We start from the raw sequence: 20,379 nt of genomic DNA, 5'->3' as shown, positions 1-20,379 counted from the left end.
CGAGATCGGAGCCCCCGTGCACAGCTACGACGTCTTCCGCCACTACGAGCGGCTGCATTGGCAACTGACCGACCTGTCGCTGGGGTCGGTCGACCCGACCCTGGTCCGGCCCGAGTACGTGACCCTGGCCAAGAGCGCGGCCATGGGCGAATCCAATGTGATCGCCGCCGTGCACGGCTTCCTCGAGGAGTTCGTGGACGACTACGACTTCTCCACCTTCGCGGTGGTGTGGGGTTATCAGGAAGTGCAGCACCACTACGCCTTCCGGTCGTGGCTGGCCGCGGTCGGCGAGGCCGTCGACGATCGGGCCGTGGACGCCATGCGCGAGCCGTACGCGCCGGGCACCACGCCCTCGGCGACATTGGCCACCAACATCATCAGCGAGCTGACCGTCAACCACGTCTACCGCGCGGTGTCGCGCTGGGTGGAGGAGCCGGTGCTGAAGGACCTGCTGCTGCGCGCCAGCCGCGACGAGTCCGGGCACGCGCGCGAGTTCATCCACTACACCACCAAGCGGCTGGAGCGGCGGCCCGAGGAACTGCCCTCGGTGCTGGAGACGCTGTACGTGTACAGCTCCGAGGCCAAGATCAAGCATCCGGTGAGCACGTTCAAGTCCGGCATCAGCGAGCTGGGCGACCACGAGACCATCGACACCGGATTCGAGCTGTTCCTCGAACAGGTCGCCGCCGAGGGCGAACTCGAGGACCTGCACGACAAGGTGCGCCGCACCTTCGCCGGGATCACCGGGCTGGACCTGTCGTCCAACGCCAAGGTGCGCCGCGCGCTGGCCGACGCGATCGCCTGAGCCATGGACCACGACACCGTGCGCGTGCCCTGGTCGGTGGTGCCGGACTACCGGTGCTTCGGCTGTTCGCCGCACAACCCGTCCGGGCTGCGGCTGAGCTTCACCCGTCGCGGCGACGGGCTGGAGGCGGCGGTCCGGCTCGGCCGCGAGTTCGAGTCCTATCCCGGCGTGGTGCACGGCGGACTCATCGGCGTGGTGTGCGACGAGGTGATGGGCAATCTGATCGTGCTCGCGCGCGGGGTGCCCGCGTTCACCGTCTCGATGCGCACCCGCTATCTGACGCCGCTGCTGGTGGACGGCGACTACGTCTGTCGCGCAACGGTTTCCGAGGGCGGGGACGCGACCATCGCGGCCGCCGCGGAGATCGTCGACGCGGACGGGCAGCTGTGCGCCACCGCCACCGCGACCTATCGGCCGTTCGCCCTGGGCGACGTCCGTCATCAGCTCACCCTCAGCGACGACGATGTCGCGCGCCTGTCCGACGCCCTGTCCCACCCGAACACCCTGTCCCCGAACGGAGTTCACCCATGACCGCTCACGACGACATCCTGCGCACCGTCACCGAGATCGCCGCGTCCGAAACCGGCATCCCCGCAAGCGAACTCACCCCCGACGCCGATCTGCGCGGCATGGCCGGGGTGGACTCGGTGCGGGTGCTGCGCATGATCGCGCGCATCGAACGCGCCTACGACATCGAACTCGACGACGAGGACGTGTTCGGCCTGTCCACGCTGTCGCAGGTGGCGACGGTGGTCGGCAAGGCGCGGGCGGAGGCCGCGGCGTGACCGCGATCGCCGACACCAATCAGCACTACGACCTCGATCCGGAGATCTTCGGCGAATTCCTCGATCCGCTGCGCAAGTACAGCTCCGGGCTGTACCTGTCCGACACCGACACCCTCGAGCGGGCGCAGCGGCAGAAGCTGCGATTCGTGGCGGAGCGGCTGGGGCTGTCCGGCGGGGAGCGGCTGCTCGACGTGGGCTGCGGGTGGGGTGCGCTGATCCTGTTCATGGCCGAGGAATTCGGTTGTGACGCACTGGGAGTCAGCCCCGCGCCGCGCCAGCACGAGTACATCGCCGAGCAGGCGCGGGCGCGCGGGGTGGCCGACCGGATCCGCACCCGGGTCGGGCATTTCGAGCGGATGGAGTTGCCGGAGCGGAACTTCGACGCGGTGTCGCTGCTCGGGTCGATCGTGCACATGCCCGATGTCGACGCGGTGTTCCGCCGGGCGCGCGCGGTGCTGCGGCGCGGGGGCCGGTTGTACGTGTCGGAGAGCTGTTTTCGCAACGCGGCCGCGCGCGACGCGTTCGACGCGCGGACCGGTACGCGGTTCGTGCGCGCGGACATCTTCGGGTTCGGGGAGCTGCGGCCGCTGTCGGAGCTGATCACCGCCGCGGAGAACGCCGGGTTCTCGATCAACTCGGTCGACGATCTGACCGACGACTATCGGCGCACTATCGAGGACTGGATCGCGAACGTGGACGCCGCGGCCGAGCGCATCGACGCGCACGGCGACGGCCTGGCCGCCAAGCTGCGGCGCTATCTGGAGATCGCCAACGCCGGGTGGGGTTACACCACCAAGCATTACGCGCTGGTGTGCCGCAAGGCCCGCTAGCGGAGGAGACTGCCATGAACATCGAATCGGCCCTGATCCCGGCCGATCAGGTGGCGGCGGCCGTGGACGGCTTTTTGGCCGCCTCGCCCGCCGCCCGGGCCTGGGACGTGGAGACCGCCTTCGACTGGGCCCGCGCCGACGCCGGGCGGCTCACCGAGGGCCAGCGCTCGGCGGTGCAGTTCGTGACCTACATCGAGGACCATCTGCCCGGCTATTTCGATGTCTACCACCGGTATTTCCCGGTCGACGACAGCGTGGACCTGGCGACGTTCACCCACAATCGCGAGCTGTACCACTTCACGGTCCGCTGGGCCGCCGAGGAGGACACCCACGCCCGCGCCCTCACCCGCTACCAGACCGCCTCCGGCATCGCCGAGATCGACACGCTCCGAACCGATCTCGCCGTCGAGGGCCGCAAACCCTTCGACCTGCCCTACGACCACCCGGTCCAGTTCTTCGCCTACGCGCTGGTGCAGGAGAAGGCGACCCAGATGTACTACCAGCAGTTGCGCGAGGTGATCGACGAGCCGGTGCTGGACGCGGTGTTGCTGCGGCTGTCCCGCGACGAGGCGCGGCATTTCACGTTCATGGCGGATGTGGTGACGCGCTACCTGCGCACTCACGGCGACGAGGTGGTTGCCCCTATCCGCGACGTCATCGCGGAATTCCGCATGCCCCTTGCCGATACGCTCCGAGGTTACTGGCGCTGGGCGCTGCGCATCGCCGATGTCGCCACCTATGACCACACCGAGGCGTACGACCATTTGGTGAAAGTCGTTGACCGGGCAGTGGATACGCGGTCGGATCAGGTCGATGAGTTGGTGCGGTTCATCGGGAGCTGCCGGGCGTTGCGGTGAGTCCTCGTGGGAGGACGTCGGCACGAGGGGCTCCACCGCTGGGAACGCGGTGGAGCCCCTCCCCCTTTCCCCTACTTCTCGGGGGAAAGGACCAAAATGGTGGTGGAGCCGTGGGCGATCAATTTGCCTGCGGCGTCGGTGATTCGGCCTTCGGCGGTGGCGGTGCGGCGGCCTACGTGGACGGCCTTGGCGTCGCAGGTGAGGCGGGAGCCGTCGAGGGTGACGGAGCGGATGAAGTTCACCTTGAGTTCGAGGGTGGTGTAGGCGATTCCGTCGGCCAGTTTGGTGAAGACGGCGCTGCCCATGGCGGTGTCGAGGAGGGTGGCGAGGACGCCGCCGTGGACGGTGAACATGGCGTTGATGGTGGCGGGGTTGGGGTCGAGATGGTAACGGGTGTAGCCGTCGCCGGCCTCGTCGAGGCGGATGCCGAGGGACGCTCCGACGCCGAGGTTCTCCTGGAGGCCGCGCTCGAAGACGGTGGTCAGTTCGCCGACCCGGGACGCGACGGTGCCGTTGGGCTGAATGCCGGTGCTGGTCATAAGGTTTCCTCCCTGTGAAGCGGTCGGTCCCATTCGATCAGCGCTCGGTGAACGCCGAGCGGACGCGGGCGATGACATATCGAACTTCGATCGGATGATCGAAACCGCCGGTGCCCCGGGCGGATTCACCGGCCGGGCGTAGCGTGGACGGGGTGGTCGAGACGCTGAGCGCCGATTTCTTCACCGATCCCCATGTCCATTACCGGCGCTGGCGCGAGCACGGCCCGGTCCATCGGATCCGATTCCCCGACGGCGTCGAACGCTGGATCATCGTCGGCTATCCCGAGGCCCGCGCCGCCCTGGCCGATCCGCGCCTGCGCAAGGACATCGTCCACGTCGACGGCCTGGTCCGCGCCAAACGCCCCGCCGCCGCGGCGAGCCCGCTGTCGCTGACGCTGCTCACCCACATGCTCAACACCGATCCGCCCCAGCACGCCCGGCTGCGCAAGCTGGTGAACAAGGCGTTCGCCCCGCGCCGGGTGGCGGCCCTGCGCCCGCGCATCGAGCGGATCACCGACGAGCTGCTCGACGCCCTGGACACCGGCGATCGCGTGGACCTGCTGCGCGGCTTCGCCGTCCCGCTGCCCATCACCGTGATCTGCGAGGTGCTCGGCGTCGCCGTCGACGACCGCGACGCCTTCCGCACCTGGACCACCGATCTGGTCGGTGTGGTGGGCCGCGAGGCCGAACGCGCCCGCGCCACCGCCGCCATGGCCGCGTTCCTGCGAGATCTGGTGCAGGCCAAGCGATCCCACCCCGGCGACGATCTGCTCTCGGCGCTGACCCTGCCTGCCGAGGACGGCGACCGGCTCACCGAGAACGAACTGGTCTCCATGGCGTTCCTGCTGCTCATCGCGGGCCACGAGACGACGGTCAACCTCATCGGCAACGGCGCGCTGGCCCTGCTGCGCGACCCGGACCGCCTGCGCGAGCTGAGCGCCGACCTGTCGGCCGTGCCGGACGCCGTGGAATCGTTCCTGCGCTACGACGGCCCGGTCGACCTGGCCACCATCCGCTACACCGCCGAACCGGTCCGCATCGGCGACACCGAGATCCCCACGGGCGAACTGGTGTACGTCTCCCTGGCCGCCGCCAACCGCGACCCGGACCGCTTCCCGCACCCCGATCGGCTCGACCTGTCCGCCGACGCGAGCGGCCATCTGGCCTTCGGCCACGGCATCCACTTCTGCGCGGGCGCTCCCCTGGCCCGGCTGGAGGCGTCGATCGCGTTCACGGCCCTGCTGAAGCGCTTCCCGGATCTGCGCCTCGATATCGACGCGGCCGATCTGCGCTGGTACGAGAGCACCCTCATCCGCGGACTCATCGAACTCCCGGTCCGTCTGCGGCCCTGAGCCTTTCAGTCCGTGGCGAGGTCGCGCCGGGACAGCCGCACGGTGCCGAGCACGAAGAACACCGCGGCCACGAGCGCGAAGTACAGCAGCGCGCCATTGGCGCCGCCGAACGCGGGATGACTCGTCGGGTACTGACCCGCGCCCAGTTCGCCGTTCTTGAACGGCATCCACCGCTGCACGGCATTGCCGACCTTCACCGGCAGCATGGCCGAGAACGCCTCGATGCCGAACTTCCACAACAGCACCCCGCCCACCACGACCCCCGGCCGGGGCACCAGCGCCGCGATGCCGACGCCCAGCGCGCAGACACAGAACGCGAAAACCGGTAGCGCCCACAGCAATCGGATTCCAGCGGGCGAGCCCATATCGACCCGGCCCCACACGGTGGGGAACACGACCGGGAACACCGCGAGCAGGATCACCATGGTGACCAGCACCGCCACCGCCGCGATCACGCCGAACACGATCAGTTTGGCGACCGGGAGCACCCAGCGCCGGGTCTGCACGCAATACACCAATTGCGCTGTCGCGTACCGGAACTCGTTGCTGAGCGAGGACACACCCGCCGACATCAGGATGATCGTCGCGAAGATCATCACCCAGTACCCGGCGTTGTTCGTGTCCATCCCGCCGCCACCGTTGATCTTGTTCATCCGCGACGCCACGGCCAAGCTGGCGTTCACCGCGAGCGGCAGCGCCACGGCGATCGGCACGATCGCCAGCCACACCGGGCTGCGCCAGGACAGCTTCGTCAGTTCGCTGCGGACCGCGCGCGCCAAATGTACTGCCGCACTCACTATTTCACTCCCCCGGCGTATTCGACGCTGCCGCGCGTGACCGTCAGATACGCCGATTCCAGCCGACGCGGCCCCGACCCGAGCGCGAGGGTCTCCTCGCGGTCGGCGTCGGAGAGGATCCGGCCGCGGCCCATGATCACGATGCGGTCGGCGGTGATCTCTACCTCCGTCAGATTGTGCGAGGCGACCAGCAGCGTGCGGCCCTGGTTCGCCAGCCCGGTGAGCAGTTCGCGCAGCCACAGCACCCCGTCGACGTCGAGGCCGTTGTCCGGCTCGTCGAGCACGATCGTGCGCGGGTCGCCCAGCAGCGCGGACGCGATGCCGAGCCGCTGCGACATGCCGAGCGAGAACCGGCCCACGAGCCGATTCCCGACCTCGGACAGGCCCACCCGGTCGAGCACCTCCCCGACCTCGCGGACGGGTATCCCGCCGAGGCGGGCCTGCCACGAAAGGTGCTGGCGCGCCGTATGTCTCGGGTTCCGCGCGAAGGTGTCGAGATTGAACCGCACCTCGCGCATGGTGTCGCCGAGTTCGCGCAGCGGGCGCTCGTTGACACGCACCGTGCCCGAGTTCGGCGCGGTGAGCCCGGCGATCATCCGCATGACCGTGGACTTACCGGCGCCGTTGGGCCCGAGCAGGTAGGTGATCGAACCGGCCGCGGCGGCGAAGCTCACGTCGTCGACCGCGACCTTGTCACCGAACCGCTTGGACAGGGCGGAAACTCGGATCATCGAGCGGATCAGTAGCCGAAGTCGGGGTTGCCGGTGCAGCCGCCGATGCCCGCGCAGGTGGCCTTCCAGTCGACCTTCCACAGCCCGTCCTCGCGGATGTAGGAGTACGTTCCGCTCGCGGCCGGGAAGCCCGCCATCACGCCGGACAGGCTGGCGGTCATGGTGTTGCCGTTGACGCTCTTGGACGTCGCGCGCTCCTGGATCGACAGGAAGTCGTAGAGCTGGCCCTGGGAGAGGATGCCCTGCAACGCGGGACCGGCCGTCTCGCCGTGGTAGCTGACCTTGACCTTCTCGCTGATCGGCAGGTTCGGGTTCCACAGCGCGGCGAACTGCCCGGCGATCGCGTCGAGCGACGGATCCGCGTCGCGCACATACAGATCCGCGACCGACGCGTCCCGGACCGAGCGATCCGCGAGCGCGGGGGACGCGGCGCTGGTGATCAGCAGACCAGCGAAACCCAGTGCGGCGAATACTCCGGCGATCTTCTTCATAACCCATCCTGCGTCTCTCGGGAGGGCGGCCCGACCTTCTCGGCCACCCCGTCGCCTCGGCACGCTACTGGGTCGAGTTAGGTAAGCGCAACCTAACAACACGAAGAGGCCCCGTCCGGGATCGCCGGACGGGGCCTCGGTGTCCCCCCGGCTTCCACCGGGGTCGTACCCTACTTGGGCGCGTTGAAGGGCTGGTTGATCGTGGTGAAGTACTGGATCGCGGCCAGGATCGCGACCGGCGCGGTGACCAGCAGCTGACCGGCCAGCGTGCCCAGCGCGCCCACGGCGACGATGCCGCCGATGCAGCCGATCACCGCGGCCGGGACGAACGCGCCGAACAGGCCGACGATGGCCGCCGAGGCGACCGTCGCGCCCGCGACGCCGCCCAGCACACAACCCACCGCGCCGCCGGCGATGCCGCCGACGAGGGTGCCGATGGTGGCGCCCATGGTGATGGTGCTGGTCATGCGGGTCCAGGCGGCCTGCTCGCGATCGTAGGGAGTCTTCCAGGGAGCGGTGTCCTCGTAGGGCAGCGCGACCGGCTTGTAGACCGCGTGCGCGACGTCGAACTGCGGGGACAGCGTCGCGGTGTGGCCCTGGACCTGCGCGGCGATCGGGAACTCGAAGTCGTCGACCCGGAACTTCAATTCCGTTCCGGCGAGCACGGTTCCGTCGGCCGCCTTGACCTTGAACACACCGTCCTCGACATCGAGCGAGCCCGCGTCGGTGGTGATGATCGTGGCCGTCTCGGTGGTGGTGGCCTTGTAGTTCACGACGCCGTTGTCGGCGGGCGCGGCACCGGCCGTGCCGGCGGCGACGCCCAGCGCGGCGACCACCAGAGTCGACGCCGCAGCGAATTTCCTCATCCTGGTTCTTTCTTTCCTCGTGTCGGGTGTGTGATCGGCGCGCGGGGTGCGCGCACGTCGATGGGCGTCACAGATCGAGGACGAGCACCCCGGCAGCGCGGGAGACGCAGAGCATCATGGTGTCGCCGCGGACGCGTTCGGCCTCGGTGAGGACGCTGTCGCGGTGGTCGATATCGCCTGTCACGACGGCGGTTTCGCAGCTGCCGCAGGTGCCCTCGCGGCAGGAGGTGATGACCGGGACGCCCGCCGCCTCCAGCACGTCGGCGATGGACTGGGTGGCGCCGACGCGGTGCGTCGTGCCGGTGCGGGCGAGCCGGACCTCGAAGGGTTCGTCGGGTCCGGTGACGATCGCCTTGGGCGCGAAGCGCTCGGCGTACACGGCCGAACCCGTTGCGGCGGCGGCGGTTTCGACGGCGGCGAGCAGGGGTTCGGGACCGCAACAGTAGATCGCGGCGTCCCCGGCCCCCGCCACGATCTCCGCGATCGGCAGCAGACCGTCGGTGTCCTGCGCGACCAGCCGCACCCCGGGCCGCGACGCCAGCTCCCCGGTGAAGGCGAAGTGGGCGCGAGATCTGGCCCCGTAGAACAACTCCCAGCGCGCGCCGCGCGCTTCCGCGGCGGCCAGCATCGGCAGGATCGGCGTGATCCCGATGCCCCCGGCCACGAACACGTACGCGTCGCTGTTGACCAGTTCGAAGTTGTTGCGCGGCGGCGAGACTCGCAGCTCCGCACCCTCGTGAGCGTTGCGGTACAGCCACTCCGACCCGCCGCGCCCCCGCGGCTCGCGCAGAATCGCTATGCGCCAACGGTTTTCGTGACCCGGATCACCGCACAGCGAGTACTGCCGGACGCCCGCCTCCGCGACGGACACATCGATGTGCGCGCCCGGCGACCACGGCGGCAGCGCCGCGCCGTCGGCGGCGGCGAGGTCGAGGCGGAACACGCCCTCGGCCTCGTCGCGGCGGGCGAGCACCCGCACCGGTAGCTCGGTCATATCGTCCCCTCGGTCGTCGTCGCCACCACCGTGACCGAGTCGCTGTCCGGTCGCACGACCCCCGCGACGATCCGATTCGACCGATCGGCATCGCCTATCGCCCGCGCGCCCGCGTCCGGGCGGGACAGAGACTGGGCACATGAGCGAGGTGAGCGCATGACTACCGTGGCCCAGTTGGTCGAGCGGACCCGGGAGTTCGTCCGGGACCACGTGATCCCGGTCGAGCGCGAGGTGGTGGCCGGGGGCCGCGTCACCGACGACGCCCTACGGCTGGACCTGCAGAAGACGGCCAAGGACGCGGGCGTGTTCGGCCCGCTGTCGGATCCGGCGTACGGCGGTCTCGGCCTGGACACCCGCGCGCAGGCGCGGGTGCTCGAAGCGGCCGGGGCGAGCCTGCTCGGCCCGCTCGCGGTCAACGCCTGGGCCCCCGACGACGGCAACATTCATTTGCTGGCCCATGTCGCCGATCCCGAACAGCGGGAACGGTATCTGGCCCCGCTGGCGTCGGGCGAGGTGCGCTCGGCCATCGCCATGACCGAACCGGCGCCCGGCGCGGGCTCGGATCCGCGCATGCTCCAGACCGTCGCCGAGGAGACCGACACCGGCTGGATCATCAACGGCAGCAAGCACTTCACCACCGGCGCGCAGGGCGCGGCGTTCGTCATCTGCGTCGCCCGCACCGCCGACGGCCCGACCATGTTCCTGGTCGACCAGGACAATCCCGGCCTGCGCGTCGGGCGGCGGATGCCGACCCTCGACCACACCAGCGCCCCCGGCGGCCACTGCGAGGTCGAGTTCGCCGACTGCGAGGTGCCCGACGAGGCGGTGCTCGGCACGGTCGGCGCGGGTCTGGAACTGGCCCAGGTGCGCCTCGCCCCGTCGCGGCTGATCTTCTGCATGAACTGGCTCGGCCTGGCCGTGCGCGCCCAGCAACTGACCGTCGACCACATCACCCGCCGCCACGCCTTCGGCGTCGCCATCGCCGAACACGGTCTCGCCCAGGGCCTCGTCGCCGACAGCGAGATCGACATCGCCGCCGCCCGCGGCCTGATCGCCACCGCCGCCGCCACCATCGACGAGCAGGGGCCGCTGTCGGCGCAGGCCCGGCACGAGACGTCCATCGCGAAAACCTTCGTCTCCGAGGCGGTCTGGCGGGTGCTGGACCGGGCGGTGCAGCTGCACGGCGCGCTGGGGGTCACCGAGGACCACCTGGTCGCCCGATTCCTGGTGGAGGCCAGGGCGTTTCGCATCTACGAGGGGCCGTCGGAGGTGCTGCGGTGGTCGATCGCCCGCCGCGTCCTGCGCGGCCCGCGCTGAGGAGGAATCCCGATGACCACCCGTGAACTGAGCGGTTTCGCCGCCGCCTACCCCGAACTCGATCCGGCCGCGGTCGATTACGAGTACCTGCGCGCCGTCTCCCAGGACATGGTCCCCTTCGGCCGCCACGTCGGCACCCGCATCACCGAGATCGGCCCCGACGCCGCGATCGTGGAGATCCCCGCGGGCGACGAGGTGCGCAACCACATGGGCACCGTGCACGCGGGCGCGCTGTTCACCGCCGCCGACATCGCGGGCGCCGCCGCGTTCGTCGGCGCGGCGGCCGAGCGGCTGCACACCGTCGAGCGGCTGGTGCTGCGCGGCGGCACCGCCGCCTACCGCAAACCCGCCGTCGGCCGCATCCGCGCGATCGCGACCGTGGACACCCGCGAGCTGGCCGACATCCTCGCCGCGACCGCCTCGGCGCGGTTCGAGCTGGCGGGCAAGGCGCTGCTGCGCGACGACAACGACGTGGTGGTCGCGAAGTTCACCTTCGACTACGTCTGCGACGTGAACCTGGGCGAGCCGTCATGACCGCCGCGAAGCCGGAGTCCCGCTCGGAGTTCACCACCCTGGAGGCCACCGAGGTCACCACCGCCGACGGCGTGGTCTTCACGCTGCGCCGGTTGGCGGCCGCGGACCCCGCCGCCCCGGTGGTGCTGATCCTGCCCGCCATGGCGATGAAGGCGCGCAACTACCTCGCCCTCGCCAAAGCCCTGCACGCACAGGGGCTTTCGGTGGTGACCGCCGATCTGCGCGCGCACGGCGAGGCGCGCCCGCCGCTGGGCGAGCACGCCGATTTCGGGTACCGGGAGATGATCGAGGTCGATCTGCCCGCGATCGTGGGCGCGGTCGAGCGGCTGTTCCCGCACGCCCCGCTGCACCTGTTCGGGCACAGCCTGGGCGGGCAGATCGCGCTGCTGTTCGCCGCCGCCGAACCCGAGCGGGTCGCCGGGGTGACCGTGATCGGCACCGGCACCGTGTTCTGGTACGCCTTCGGGCCGCGCCGCTGGTTCGAGGCGCTGAGCCAGATCCAGTGGATCGGCCTGGTGTCGCGGGTCAAGGGCCTGTGGCCCGGCGGGGTGCTGATCCCCGCGCCCATGCCCGGCGGCGTCATGACCGACTGGTCGGTGCACTCGCTGACCAGCTACTACCGGGTGCGCGGCACGAAGCGGCGCTACAACGACCTGCTGAAGCGGATGACCCTGCCGGTGCTGGCGATCTCGCTGTCCGAGGATGTGCTCGGCCCGAAGTCGAACGTCGACTTCCTGGCCGGGCGGATGCCCGCGGCCAAGCTCACCCACTGGCATGTGGACGAGAACTCGACGGTGACCCATCGCGACCACTTCGCCTGGATCAAGGACTCCCCCGCCGTGGGAGCCGCTGTGGCGCAATGGATCACGACCGGCGCGGTCGGGGCCTGAGGGGAGCATCGTGGCACGACTGCGAATCGAGGCGCTGTCCAAGAGCTTCGGCGGCACCGACGCGGTGCGCGAGGTGAGTCTGGACATCGCCGACGGCGAGTTCCTGGTGCTGCTCGGCCCCAGCGGCTGCGGCAAATCGACGCTGCTGCGCATGATCGCGGGGCTCGAGGACCCGACCTCGGGCCGAATCCTGTTGGACGGCAGGGATATCACCACCGAACCGCCCCAGCGCCGCGATCTGGCGATGGTGTTCCAGAGCTACGCGCTCTACCCGCATCTGACCGTCGCCAAGAACATCGGCTTCCCGCTGCGCGCCCGGCGGCACTCGCGCGCCGCGATCGCCGAACGCGTCGAGCGGGTGGCGGCCACCCTCGAGCTGTCGCCGCTGCTGGACCGCCGCCCGGCCGCGCTGTCGGGCGGACAGCGGCAGCGAGTCGCCTTGGCGCGGGCCATGGTTCGCGATCCCGGCGCGTTCCTCATGGACGAGCCGCTGTCCAACCTCGACGCCAAACTGCGCAGCGCCACCCGCGCCGAACTCATCGGGCTGCACCGCCGCCTGGGCGCGACGTTCCTCTACGTCACCCACGATCAGGTCGAGGCCATGACCATGGCCACCCGGATCGCGCTGCTCAACGCCGGGGCGGTGGAGCAGGTCGGCACGCCCGAGGAGCTCTACGACCGCCCGCGCTCGACGTTCGTGGCCGGATTCCTCGGCTCGCCGCCGATGAATCTGTTTCCGGCCGTGGTGCATTCGCGCGACGGCGGGCTGCGCGTGCGCGCCGACGGCGTGGACGCCGCCCTCCCGATCGCCGACCGGGTCGACGATCAGCCCGTGATCGCCGGAATCCGGCCCGAACAGCTGCGGCTCGATCCCGACGGCGGCGCGGTGCGCGGCCGGGTGACCATGGTCGAGAACCTCGGCAGCGAGGAGCTGGTGCACGTGGAGGTCGGCGCGACCACCCTGTGCGCGCGGGCCCCGCGTCCGGCCGGTGCGCGCGTCGGCGAGCCGATCGGTTTCCGCGTCGATCCCGCGCACGTGCATCTGTTCGATCCCGACTCCGGCCTGCGCCTGACCTGGCGTGCGCCCTCCGATACGGCCGCGCCCGAACCCGACGCCGCGCGGGCCGTTCCCGTTCCCTGAACCACATTCGCACTCGATGAGGAGAAATTCGTGAAACGCACCCTGCCCGCCCTGGGCCTGGCCGTGGCGAGCGTGCTCGCCCTGGCCGGGTGTGGCGGACTCGGCACCACCGGCGGGGCCGACCAGACCTCGGCCGCGCCCATTCCGGAGCTGAAGCCGGATCAGCAGGTCTCGATCGTGTTCGAGTCCTACAACTACGGCCTGGCCGGGGCGTGGACCGACACCTTCAACGCGCTGATCGCGGACTTCTCCCGCCAGCACCCGAACATCAAGGTGACCGCGCAGAAGCCGCAGGGCAACAGCCCGAACCCGGCCACCGACACCATCTCCAGCATCCAGAACCAGATCGTCGCGGGCAATCCGCCCGATGTGGCCCAATTGGGTTTCAGCGACCTGGATTTCACCATCCACCAACTGGGCGCGAAGCCGCTGGACACGCTGCTCGGCAAGGACGAGGTGCAGCGCAACTTCGACGGCGCGAAGTACCCGTACGCGCCCAAGGCCCGCACCCTCGACGACTGGGACGGCCACACCTACGGCGTGCCGTTCGTGTTCTCCACCCCGGTGCTGTACTACAACGCTTCCCTGTTCTCCCAGGCCGGGCTCGATCCGGCCAAGCCGCCCGCCACCTGGGCCGAGGCCGCCGACGCCGCCAAGGCGATCGCCGACAAGACCGGTAAGGGCGGGCTCTACATCGACTGCTTCACCAAATCCGCCAAGGACTGGTGCTTCCAGTCGCTGGTGCGCTCCAACGGCGGGCGCGTCATCTCCGCCGACCGGCACACCCTGGAGTTCGCGAGCGCTCCGAGCGTGGAGGTCGCGAAGTTCGGTCAGCAGCTGGTGGCCTCGAACGAGATGCCCAAGCTGGATCAGAAGCAGGGGTACGAGGCGTTCGCCCGCGGCGACGTCGGCATGATCCTCGAGACCAGCGCCATCCAGGGCACCTTCACCGCCGGGGCCAAGGACAAGTGGGATCTGCGCTCGGCCGCCATGCCCGCCTTCGACGGCAAGCCGACCGTGCCCACCAATTCCGGTGCGGGACTGCACATCCTGTCCAACGATCCGGCCAAGCAGCGCGCGGCGTGGGAGTTGATCAAATACCTCACCAGCGAGGCCGCCTACGTCAAGATCTCCTCCGGCATCGGCTATCTGCCGCTGCGCACCGGCTTGCTCGACGATCCCGCGGGCCTGCGCGACTGGGCGCAGAAGAATCCGCTGCTCGCGCCGAACGTGGCCCAGCTGGATCGGATGGAGCCGTGGATCTCCATGCCCGGCAACAACTATCTCCAGATCCGTGACGGCATGATGGACGCGGTCGAGTCGATCGTGTTCCAGGCCAAGGACGCTCAGCCCACCCTCACCGCCGCCCGGGACGCGGGCGCCAAACTCCTTCCGGTGTCATGACCGATCTCACCGTCGTCCAGCTCACCGACACCCACCTCCGCCCCGCCGGGGAGACGGTGCACGGCAGCGTGGACACCCACGCCAATCTGACCTTCGTCCTGGACCAGCTGTGCGCCTCGAATCGGCGCGTGGACGCCCTGGTGCTGTCCGGCGACCTCACCGACGCCGGGGACCCGCGGGCCTACCGGCGGCTGCGCGAGGCCGTCGAACCGGCCGCCGCCCAGCTGGGCGCGACGGTCGTGTACGCCATGGGCAATCACGACGAGCGGGTGGCCTTCGCCACCGAACTGCTCGGAAGGGATTCCGCCGCAATCGATCCCGAGGTTCCGCTGGACAGTGTCACCGATGTCGACGGGCTGCGGATCGTCACCCTGGACAGCACCACCCCGGGACGGCACGAGGGCCGGTTGGAGGTGGACCAGCTGGCCTGGCTGACCGACCAGTTGAGCACGCCGGCCCCGCGCGGGACCCTGCTCGTCCTGCACCATCCGCCGCTGCCCTCGCCCAACGCGACCACCGAATTCCTGAAGTTGCAGCAGGCCGAACTGCTCGAGGAGGTGGTCGCCGGCACCGACGTGCGGCTGATCGTCTGCGGGCACAACCATCTGACCGCGGCCTCCGCCCTGGGCGGGATCCCGGTGTGGATCGGTCCCGCGCTGGCCTACCGGATCGATCCGATGGCCCCGGCCGGGCGGCATCGCGGCCTCACCGGGTTCGGCTACAGCCGCATCGATGTGCTCGGGTCGACCTTCCTGGCCACCGCGGTCGAGGCGACCCCCGCCGCGCCGGTGTACGACCGGCCGGAGTCCGAGGTGCTCGAGCAGCTGGCCGCGCTGGCGGCCGAGTCCCGCTGATGTTCGTCGTCGAGGCACCGCCCGCCGAGCTCGAAGCCGTTGCGGCCGAGCCGGTTCGGTCCTGCCGCCCCATCCTGACCAGGGTGGGGCGGTTCACCGTGCCGTACCTGTATCTCGCGCCCGCGCTGGTGCTGCTGGTGGTGTGGACCTACCGGCCGCTGGTGCAGGCGTTCGAATTGTCCACGTACTCGTGGAATCTGCTGCCGACCGCGCCGATGAAGCCGGTCGGCACCGCCAATTACGAACGGCTGGTGCAGCTTCCGGCGTTCACCGATTCGATCTGGCGGACGGTGGTGCTGATCGTGGGGCTGCTGCCGTTCACGGTGGTGCTGCCGGTGCTGATCGCGCTGGCGAGCCGCCGGGTGCACGGGCGGGCCCGCACGGTCTATCAGGCGTTCATCTTCGCGCCGTTCCTGGTCGCGCCCGTGGCCGCGGCGGCGGTGTGGCGGTGGCTGCTGGCGCCCAAGGCGGGCGTGGTGGATCAGGCGCTGGGCAGCGACCGCAACTGGGTCTACGAGGCGTCGAGCGCGCCGTGGGTGATCATCGTCATCACCGGCTGGCAGCTGCTGGGATTCGCGGTGCTGGTGGTCTGGGCCGGATTGGCCGGGATCAGCGGCGATTACGACGAGGCGGCCCGGGTGGACGGCGCGAGCGCCGGGCAGATCCGGCGCTGGATCACGCTGCCGATGCTGTCGCCGACGGTGGCGTTCCTGGTGTTGACGACCGTATTGCTCACTCCCACATTGACTTTCCCGCTCATCGACACGATGACCCAGGGCGGCCCGGCGCAGGCCACCACCAATATCTATTACCTGCTGTGGGATTACGCGTTCCACAGCTTCGACGCCGGGCTCAGCGCGGCGGCCGGGGTGCTGTTGTTCCTCGGGTTCGGGGTGGTCGCGGGCGCGTTGGTGTGGGTCTCGGAAAAGGTTGCCTTCCATGATGATTGACCGGATCCGCGCGGCGGGCAGTCACGCGCTGCTCGCGGTGACCGCGCTGGTGTGCGTGTTCCCGATCTACTGGTTGTTCGCGACGGCGCTGCGCCGCCCGCAGGACGTGTACTCGCTGTCGCCGCTGCCGTGGCCGCTGTCGTTCACCAGCTACGCCGACGCCGCGCGGCAGGTGGACGTCGCCGGGCTGGTGGCGAACACCTTCCTGCTGGCGGGGTTGTCGGCGGTGGGTCAGCTGTTGTTGGCGCTGCTGGCCTCCTACGCCTTCGCCATGTACACGTTCCCGTTGCAGCGGGTGCTGTATCTGGCGTTCGTGGGGATCTGGCTGGTGCCGTTCCAGGTGACCATGTTGCCCAACTACATTCTACTGAACCAGCTCGGGCTGATCGACACGGTGGTGGGGGCGGTGCTGCCGACGCTGTGTTCGGCGCTGGCGGTGTTGATGCTGCGGCCGCACATGAACGCCTTCCCGAAGGAGTTGATCGCGGCGGCGAAGGTGGACGGGCGCTCGTCGTGGTCGATCCTGTGGACGGTGGTGGTGCCGAATCTGCGGCCCGCGTTGGCGGCGCTGGCGATTCTGTTGTTCATCAACGCGTGGAACGAGTACTTCTGGCCGGCGGTGGTGATGCGCAAGTCGAATGCGGTGTTGCAGTTGGGGTTGCGGAGTTTCATGGGGACCGCGGAGGGGGATCAGTGGGGGCCGATGATGGCGGTGGCGAGTTTGGCTTGTCTGCCGGTGTTGGTGTTGTATCTGGTGTTGCAGCGGCACATTGTGAACGCGTTCGTGCGGTCGGGGTTGAAGTAGGGTCAGCGGCCCTGTTCGTGGGCGGTGCGGAAACATTCTGCGACGGAGGCGATTTCGCCGCGTAGGAAGGCGACGATGTCGGGGACGGTGACCCCGGCCTCGCCGTAGCGCCGGGCGTTGGCCAGGGCATGGGCGGCGCCGGAGCGTTGGTCGGGCTCGCCGGGCCAGGTTCGCGCGATCTCCTCGACGTGGTCGACCACCGCCCGATAGCGATCGAGCGAGTGGCCGACGCTCACCGACTGCACCAGCCCCGCCAGGGCGGTGAGGTAGCCGCGATAGAACTCCGAGGAGCAGTCCGGATTCCACCGGTCGCGGAGCAGGACCGCGTCGCAGGGCGCGTAGTTCAGCATGGCCTCGAGTTCGGCGTCGGTGCACCAGTGATCGATCTTCAGGCCGAATACGGCATCCTCGGCCGCGATATAGGTGGTCCGCTTGCGGCGACCGGATGCGGGAGCGGCCGACATGCCCACCCTCCTCGACGGCGAAACACTTGCGGTGTCAGCCTACGTGGGGGTGGGCCGTTCGGGACGGAAACGCGCGCTCCCCCAGGCTACTTCGCGACCTGCGGCGGGATGGGCCGATCCGGGGTGATGGTCGAACCGTCCGCGCCGAGGGTGAAGGTGATGTCGACCGGGCCGCCCGCCGGGCAGCAGTTCGGTTCGTCACCCGCGATCCACCGGTACCGGACCTGCACACCGCGGTCGGACGAGCCGACGATCGAGGTGTAGGAGGTGGCGGCCTTCGTGGCGGTGCCGAGGTAGCGATCGTGGTTGAAGAACAGCACGTGCCAGGGGGAGCTGGCGGTGCCGCGCGGGGTGGCGGCCAGGACCCAGAGCAGTTGCGGGCACGAGCCGAGCGGGGCGTCGGTGGCGCTCTCGGGGACGTAGTTCTCGCCGCCTACGCCGGGGCCGAGGGAGTTCAGGGCGGCGGCGACCACGCCCGAGTTGATGTCTACGCAGAGGCCGTGACCGGCTGTGGCGGGGGCGGTTCCGGCCTCGGGTGCGCGGGAGGTGGCGGCCGGTGCGGAGACGCTGGCGCCGGGCTGATCGTTGACCGGAGTGCGGGTGGCGGCGGGGGACTCCCCCGCTGTGGCGGTCGGCTGCCCGGCCGTGGTGGTCGAGGCGGTGTGGGTGGTGGTCGTGGCCGGTGCGGTCACGTCGTCCTGGCATGCCGTGGCCGACAGTGTCACCGCGGCCGCCGCCGCTACCGCGCCGATGATGCGTTTCATCAAGGTCCCTCCGATCGTTTCTGTTCGGAACATCGCGGACCGGTCGATGGGGGTTACGCCCTCAGTTCTGGGGGCATGGTCGAATCACGTTGCGGTAACGGCTCATTCGGAGGCATCAGTGGCCGTGCCAGCGGGCGGTGCGGAAACACTCTGCGAGGCAGGCGATTTCGCCGCGCAGGAAGGGAACGATCTGAGGTACGGTGGCGCCGGATTCGGAGTACTGCCAGGCGTTGGTCATGGCGAAGGCCGCGCCGGAGCGTTGGTCGGGGGTGCCGGTCCAGGATTTCAGGATGTCGTCGATGGTGGTGACGATCGAGCGGTACCGGTCGAGGGGTTGGTCCGCGCTCACCGATTGCACCAGGCCCGCGAGGGCGGTGATGTAGCCGCGGTAGAACTCCGACGGGCAGGTGGGGTCCCAGCGGTCGCGCATGAGGGTGCCGTCGAAGGGGGCGTAGTTGAGGAGGGCGGTGATCTCGTCGTCGGTGCACCAGTGGTCGACGGTGAGGGCGAATACGGCGTCGGGGGGCGGTGGGGTGTAGGGGGGCGCGGGGGGCGGGTCGTCGTGGGTGCTGACGGTGCTCGAGCGCCCGCGCCGGTCCTCGAACGTCCAGCCCGTGCCGGACTGGCGCCGCACCTCGCGCTGGATTTCGACATCGATTCCGGGTGCGGCCGCGAAGTCGACGCCGAGATGGCCGGCGGCCGCGTTCGCGATGTCCTGGTCGGACATGAGTGAGCCGAGGGCCGAGTCTCGGGCGCGTTGGACTGCCTCTTGAATGTCTTCTTGGACTCGGGGATCTCGTGGGTCCGGGTAAGTCGACATGCCCGCCCTCCTCGCATGGGAACGTCGCTATGCCAAGCCTATCCGCTCTCGGGCTGGTCTGCGCCGGAACGATCGATGCACTTCGGTTGGCGCTGGCCTGAGTGGACCGCTTCGAGAGACAACCGGCGGAAACGAGGAACCGGACTCCGAGTCGAACTTCGAGGTCGCGAGAGGGGCTGATTCGGATGACTTAGCCCGCGGCCTTACTCAGCTTACGTTTTCCGGCTGCGCTAGCACTGAACTGCCTTAATCTGACACTATGACCGAGGCCGAGACCGAGACCGAGTCCGTCGACTTCATCGCTCATCCAGATCTGCGAGTGCGCGATCTGTCATACAGCCGCAGTAGAATCGGTCAACTGGTCGACTTGACAAAAGGATCGTTCTTTGACATGGGGTTCGGCCCCCAGGACAACGATGCCGACCCAGGGGATGACGAGGACTGGCCTAGAGACAGGATCGAGATCTACATCAAGGAGAAGTCCCGTGGTCCCGGCTACGTATGCGACATCGTTTACCGAAGTGATGAGTTGCCGGTCATCGTCTATGCCGTACTGGTGAACCGCGGGAACGGATTGGAAGTAGCTGAACTCGAACTCTTCCGCACCGAATGGGGCTGCTGGGATGGTCACGACAATTACTTGCAACCTGACGAGCAGCGCCTACCACGATATGAGCCAACCGCGTTGATCACCAGTGATGTTCTACGTCGAATCCCGCTCGGTGACATAATCGCACGAGTTGAACGGGATCTGCCAGATGAATCGTGGCGGACCAAGGGCATCCCCGTCATGGCGGGCACAACGTTGTCCATAGACGATCTCACTGCCGAGCAGCGCCGGGCACTTGAGAACACGACCGCAATCGCGAAGCGTCGCCGTGGACGTCCAGCACTCGATGACGAACTCCTCATCGAGGTATCCAAGGCCTACATAGCCGAGGCCCCACGGGGGAAGGGAGCGCTCCGGCGCCTAGCACAGACTTTTGACCGACCAGAACCAACCATTCGTGATTGGGTAGCGGCGGCCCGGCGTTGTGGATTCCTCGCTCCTGCGGAGCCAGGTCGGCGAGGGGTCGCTGCACCCGGCCCGAATCTTCCTCTTAAACAAGACTCTTTCGATGGTACAGATATGCCTACGGTTACTAAGCCAGATCTCAGCAGATCGAGAAGGCGACATATTATTCGGATGATCGAAGGCCAGGGACTTCTTGAGCACGAGCTATCCGAAGATGCGCGCCTGCTGTATATCGTCGGCGGTCTGGTCTGCAATGCGGCTGGAGTAGCTAAAACAGAAGGGGCTGCTGCACGTTTGGGTGACAGTGGTTAGGCAGCCTGTCGGGCTGCTGGGGACATGATGGTTTCGAATTCGATCGGAGTCAACCGGCCCAG

Annotated in this window: 24 protein-coding genes; 15 read left to right on the top strand and 9 right to left on the bottom strand. The window is 69.0% G+C overall.

The annotated features are described in order from the left end of the window. The first annotated feature begins 16 nt into the window (after positions 1-16). Genes ACFYTQ_RS04180 through ACFYTQ_RS04160 form a run of 5 tightly spaced genes read left to right on the top strand, consistent with a single transcriptional unit; the run spans position 17 to position 3,277 of the window. On the top strand, positions 17-805 hold the full coding sequence (locus ACFYTQ_RS04180) for a ferritin-like domain-containing protein (protein WP_387357085.1): 789 nt from the start codon (positions 17-19) through the stop codon (positions 803-805). A gap of 3 nt (positions 806-808) precedes the next feature. Beyond that, positions 809-1,336, top strand: a complete 528-nt coding sequence (locus ACFYTQ_RS04175) for a PaaI family thioesterase (RefSeq protein WP_387357084.1) — start codon at positions 809-811, stop codon at positions 1,334-1,336. Then, positions 1,333-1,590 carry an acyl carrier protein gene (locus tag ACFYTQ_RS04170; RefSeq protein ID WP_387357082.1) on the top strand — a complete coding sequence of 86 codons (258 nt, stop codon included), beginning with the start codon at positions 1,333-1,335 and terminating at the stop codon, positions 1,588-1,590. The genes ACFYTQ_RS04175 and ACFYTQ_RS04170 overlap by 4 nt, the downstream gene beginning before the upstream one ends. After that, complete coding sequence (locus ACFYTQ_RS04165) at positions 1,587-2,420, top strand: SAM-dependent methyltransferase (RefSeq protein WP_387357080.1); 834 nt, start codon at positions 1,587-1,589, stop codon at positions 2,418-2,420. Before ACFYTQ_RS04170 ends, ACFYTQ_RS04165 begins: the two co-directional genes overlap by 4 nt. A 14-nt stretch (positions 2,421-2,434) precedes the next feature. Further along, positions 2,435-3,277: an acyl-ACP desaturase gene (locus ACFYTQ_RS04160; protein WP_387357078.1), complete on the top strand. Its 843-nt coding sequence runs from the start codon at positions 2,435-2,437 to the stop codon at positions 3,275-3,277. A 71-nt stretch (positions 3,278-3,348) separates the two neighbouring features. On the opposite strand, the gene ACFYTQ_RS04155 is transcribed toward ACFYTQ_RS04160, so the two are convergent. Further along, the gene (locus ACFYTQ_RS04155) at positions 3,349-3,816 is read right to left on the bottom strand and encodes a PaaI family thioesterase (RefSeq protein ID WP_387357076.1); all 468 of its coding nucleotides are present in this window, start codon (positions 3,814-3,816) and stop codon (positions 3,349-3,351) included. A 152-nt stretch (positions 3,817-3,968) separates the two neighbouring features. On the opposite strand from ACFYTQ_RS04155, the gene ACFYTQ_RS04150 reads away from it, so the two are divergent. After that, positions 3,969-5,168: a cytochrome P450 gene (locus ACFYTQ_RS04150; protein WP_387357074.1), complete on the top strand. Its 1,200-nt coding sequence runs from the start codon at positions 3,969-3,971 to the stop codon at positions 5,166-5,168. 5 nt (positions 5,169-5,173) lie between these two features. Here ACFYTQ_RS04150 and ACFYTQ_RS04145 read toward each other — a convergent pair whose 3' ends face one another. From ACFYTQ_RS04145 to ACFYTQ_RS04125, 5 genes are all read right to left on the bottom strand, one after another. Further along, on the bottom strand, positions 5,174-5,965 hold the full coding sequence (locus tag ACFYTQ_RS04145; protein ID WP_387357073.1) for an ABC transporter permease: 792 nt from the start codon (positions 5,963-5,965) through the stop codon (positions 5,174-5,176). Continuing rightward, positions 5,965-6,696, bottom strand: a complete 732-nt coding sequence (locus ACFYTQ_RS04140; protein WP_387357072.1) for an ABC transporter ATP-binding protein — start codon at positions 6,694-6,696, stop codon at positions 5,965-5,967. The genes ACFYTQ_RS04145 and ACFYTQ_RS04140 overlap by 1 nt, the downstream gene beginning before the upstream one ends. Before the next feature lie 8 nt (positions 6,697-6,704). Then, positions 6,705-7,187, bottom strand: coding sequence for a hypothetical protein (locus tag ACFYTQ_RS04135; RefSeq protein ID WP_387357070.1), 483 nt, complete (start codon positions 7,185-7,187; stop codon positions 6,705-6,707). Positions 7,188-7,357: 170 nt separating this feature from the next. After that, entirely contained in the window at positions 7,358-8,053 is a 696-nt protein-coding gene (locus tag ACFYTQ_RS04130; protein ID WP_387357068.1) for a hypothetical protein, read from the bottom strand. A 67-nt stretch (positions 8,054-8,120) separates the two neighbouring features. Beyond that, positions 8,121-9,047 (bottom strand): PDR/VanB family oxidoreductase, encoded by a 927-nt coding sequence (locus tag ACFYTQ_RS04125; RefSeq protein ID WP_387357066.1) that lies wholly within the window; start codon positions 9,045-9,047, stop codon positions 8,121-8,123. A gap of 156 nt (positions 9,048-9,203) precedes the next feature. On the opposite strand from ACFYTQ_RS04125, the gene ACFYTQ_RS04120 reads away from it, so the two are divergent. The 8 genes from ACFYTQ_RS04120 to ACFYTQ_RS04085 are packed head-to-tail and all read left to right on the top strand — an operon-like array spanning position 9,204 to position 16,942. Beyond that, positions 9,204-10,364 carry an acyl-CoA dehydrogenase family protein gene (locus tag ACFYTQ_RS04120; RefSeq protein WP_387357064.1) on the top strand — a complete coding sequence of 387 codons (1,161 nt, stop codon included), beginning with the start codon at positions 9,204-9,206 and terminating at the stop codon, positions 10,362-10,364. 12 nt (positions 10,365-10,376) lie between these two features. Further along, positions 10,377-10,898 (top strand): YiiD C-terminal domain-containing protein, encoded by a 522-nt coding sequence (locus ACFYTQ_RS04115; RefSeq protein WP_387357062.1) that lies wholly within the window; start codon positions 10,377-10,379, stop codon positions 10,896-10,898. Next, positions 10,895-11,788: an alpha/beta fold hydrolase gene (locus ACFYTQ_RS04110; RefSeq protein ID WP_387357060.1), complete on the top strand. Its 894-nt coding sequence runs from the start codon at positions 10,895-10,897 to the stop codon at positions 11,786-11,788. The genes ACFYTQ_RS04115 and ACFYTQ_RS04110 overlap by 4 nt, the downstream gene beginning before the upstream one ends. A gap of 10 nt (positions 11,789-11,798) precedes the next feature. Continuing rightward, positions 11,799-12,929 (top strand): ABC transporter ATP-binding protein, encoded by a 1,131-nt coding sequence (locus ACFYTQ_RS04105; RefSeq protein ID WP_387357058.1) that lies wholly within the window; start codon positions 11,799-11,801, stop codon positions 12,927-12,929. A gap of 30 nt (positions 12,930-12,959) precedes the next feature. Continuing rightward, entirely contained in the window at positions 12,960-14,333 is a 1,374-nt protein-coding gene (locus ACFYTQ_RS04100) for an ABC transporter substrate-binding protein (protein WP_387357056.1), read from the top strand. After that, positions 14,330-15,187: a metallophosphoesterase gene (locus tag ACFYTQ_RS04095; protein ID WP_387357054.1), complete on the top strand. Its 858-nt coding sequence runs from the start codon at positions 14,330-14,332 to the stop codon at positions 15,185-15,187. The genes ACFYTQ_RS04100 and ACFYTQ_RS04095 overlap by 4 nt, the downstream gene beginning before the upstream one ends. Then, entirely contained in the window at positions 15,187-16,137 is a 951-nt protein-coding gene (locus tag ACFYTQ_RS04090; RefSeq protein WP_387357052.1) for a carbohydrate ABC transporter permease, read from the top strand. The genes ACFYTQ_RS04095 and ACFYTQ_RS04090 overlap by 1 nt, the downstream gene beginning before the upstream one ends. Beyond that, positions 16,127-16,942: a carbohydrate ABC transporter permease gene (locus ACFYTQ_RS04085; protein ID WP_387357050.1), complete on the top strand. Its 816-nt coding sequence runs from the start codon at positions 16,127-16,129 to the stop codon at positions 16,940-16,942. The genes ACFYTQ_RS04090 and ACFYTQ_RS04085 overlap by 11 nt, the downstream gene beginning before the upstream one ends. 2 nt (positions 16,943-16,944) lie before the next feature. Here ACFYTQ_RS04085 and ACFYTQ_RS04080 read toward each other — a convergent pair whose 3' ends face one another. From ACFYTQ_RS04080 to ACFYTQ_RS04070, 3 genes are all read right to left on the bottom strand, one after another. After that, on the bottom strand, positions 16,945-17,406 hold the full coding sequence (locus ACFYTQ_RS04080; RefSeq protein WP_387357048.1) for a hypothetical protein: 462 nt from the start codon (positions 17,404-17,406) through the stop codon (positions 16,945-16,947). Between the two features lie 86 nt (positions 17,407-17,492). Beyond that, a complete protein-coding gene (locus tag ACFYTQ_RS04075) occupies positions 17,493-18,170 on the bottom strand; it encodes an LppP/LprE family lipoprotein (protein WP_387357047.1) in 678 nt (225 codons plus the stop codon). A gap of 115 nt (positions 18,171-18,285) precedes the next feature. Continuing rightward, positions 18,286-18,897 carry a hypothetical protein gene (locus tag ACFYTQ_RS04070; protein WP_387357045.1) on the bottom strand — a complete coding sequence of 204 codons (612 nt, stop codon included), beginning with the start codon at positions 18,895-18,897 and terminating at the stop codon, positions 18,286-18,288. 352 nt (positions 18,898-19,249) lie between these two features. On the opposite strand from ACFYTQ_RS04070, the gene ACFYTQ_RS04065 reads away from it, so the two are divergent. Beyond that, entirely contained in the window at positions 19,250-20,317 is a 1,068-nt protein-coding gene (locus ACFYTQ_RS04065; protein WP_387357044.1) for a hypothetical protein, read from the top strand. The last annotated feature ends 62 nt before the right edge of the window (positions 20,318-20,379 follow it).

Source organism: Nocardia sp. NPDC004068, assembly GCF_042874315.1.
GTDB lineage: Bacteria > Actinomycetota > Actinomycetes > Mycobacteriales > Mycobacteriaceae > Nocardia.
This window is presented reverse-complemented; position numbering and strand designations above follow the sequence as displayed.

What these genes read in the sequence shown, in the direction of transcription:
- ACFYTQ_RS04095 (WP_387357054.1), top strand. Translation starts at nt 14,330, where the DNA reads ATGACCGATCTCACCGTCGTCCAGCTCACCGACACCCACCTCCGCCCC.
- ACFYTQ_RS04140 (WP_387357072.1), bottom strand. Translation starts at nt 6,696, where the DNA reads ATGATCCGAGTTTCCGCCCTGTCCAAGCGGTTCGGTGACAAGGTCGCG.
- ACFYTQ_RS04080 (WP_387357048.1), bottom strand. Translation starts at nt 17,406, where the DNA reads ATGTCGGCCGCTCCCGCATCCGGTCGCCGCAAGCGGACCACCTATATC.
- ACFYTQ_RS04070 (WP_387357045.1), bottom strand. Translation starts at nt 18,897, where the DNA reads ATGTCCGACCAGGACATCGCGAACGCGGCCGCCGGCCATCTCGGCGTC.
- ACFYTQ_RS04170 (WP_387357082.1), top strand. Translation starts at nt 1,333, where the DNA reads ATGACCGCTCACGACGACATCCTGCGCACCGTCACCGAGATCGCCGCG.
- ACFYTQ_RS04115 (WP_387357062.1), top strand. Translation starts at nt 10,377, where the DNA reads ATGACCACCCGTGAACTGAGCGGTTTCGCCGCCGCCTACCCCGAACTC.
- ACFYTQ_RS04065 (WP_387357044.1), top strand. Translation starts at nt 19,250, where the DNA reads ATGACCGAGGCCGAGACCGAGACCGAGTCCGTCGACTTCATCGCTCAT.
- ACFYTQ_RS04075 (WP_387357047.1), bottom strand. Translation starts at nt 18,170, where the DNA reads ATGAAACGCATCATCGGCGCGGTAGCGGCGGCGGCCGCGGTGACACTG.
- ACFYTQ_RS04110 (WP_387357060.1), top strand. Translation starts at nt 10,895, where the DNA reads ATGACCGCCGCGAAGCCGGAGTCCCGCTCGGAGTTCACCACCCTGGAG.
- ACFYTQ_RS04155 (WP_387357076.1), bottom strand. Translation starts at nt 3,816, where the DNA reads ATGACCAGCACCGGCATTCAGCCCAACGGCACCGTCGCGTCCCGGGTC.
- ACFYTQ_RS04125 (WP_387357066.1), bottom strand. Translation starts at nt 9,047, where the DNA reads ATGACCGAGCTACCGGTGCGGGTGCTCGCCCGCCGCGACGAGGCCGAG.
- ACFYTQ_RS04175 (WP_387357084.1), top strand. Translation starts at nt 809, where the DNA reads ATGGACCACGACACCGTGCGCGTGCCCTGGTCGGTGGTGCCGGACTAC.
- ACFYTQ_RS04160 (WP_387357078.1), top strand. Translation starts at nt 2,435, where the DNA reads ATGAACATCGAATCGGCCCTGATCCCGGCCGATCAGGTGGCGGCGGCC.
- ACFYTQ_RS04120 (WP_387357064.1), top strand. Translation starts at nt 9,204, where the DNA reads ATGACTACCGTGGCCCAGTTGGTCGAGCGGACCCGGGAGTTCGTCCGG.
- ACFYTQ_RS04135 (WP_387357070.1), bottom strand. Translation starts at nt 7,187, where the DNA reads ATGAAGAAGATCGCCGGAGTATTCGCCGCACTGGGTTTCGCTGGTCTG.
- ACFYTQ_RS04090 (WP_387357052.1), top strand. Translation starts at nt 15,187, where the DNA reads ATGTTCGTCGTCGAGGCACCGCCCGCCGAGCTCGAAGCCGTTGCGGCC.
- ACFYTQ_RS04130 (WP_387357068.1), bottom strand. Translation starts at nt 8,053, where the DNA reads ATGAGGAAATTCGCTGCGGCGTCGACTCTGGTGGTCGCCGCGCTGGGC.
- ACFYTQ_RS04085 (WP_387357050.1), top strand. Translation starts at nt 16,127, where the DNA reads ATGATGATTGACCGGATCCGCGCGGCGGGCAGTCACGCGCTGCTCGCG.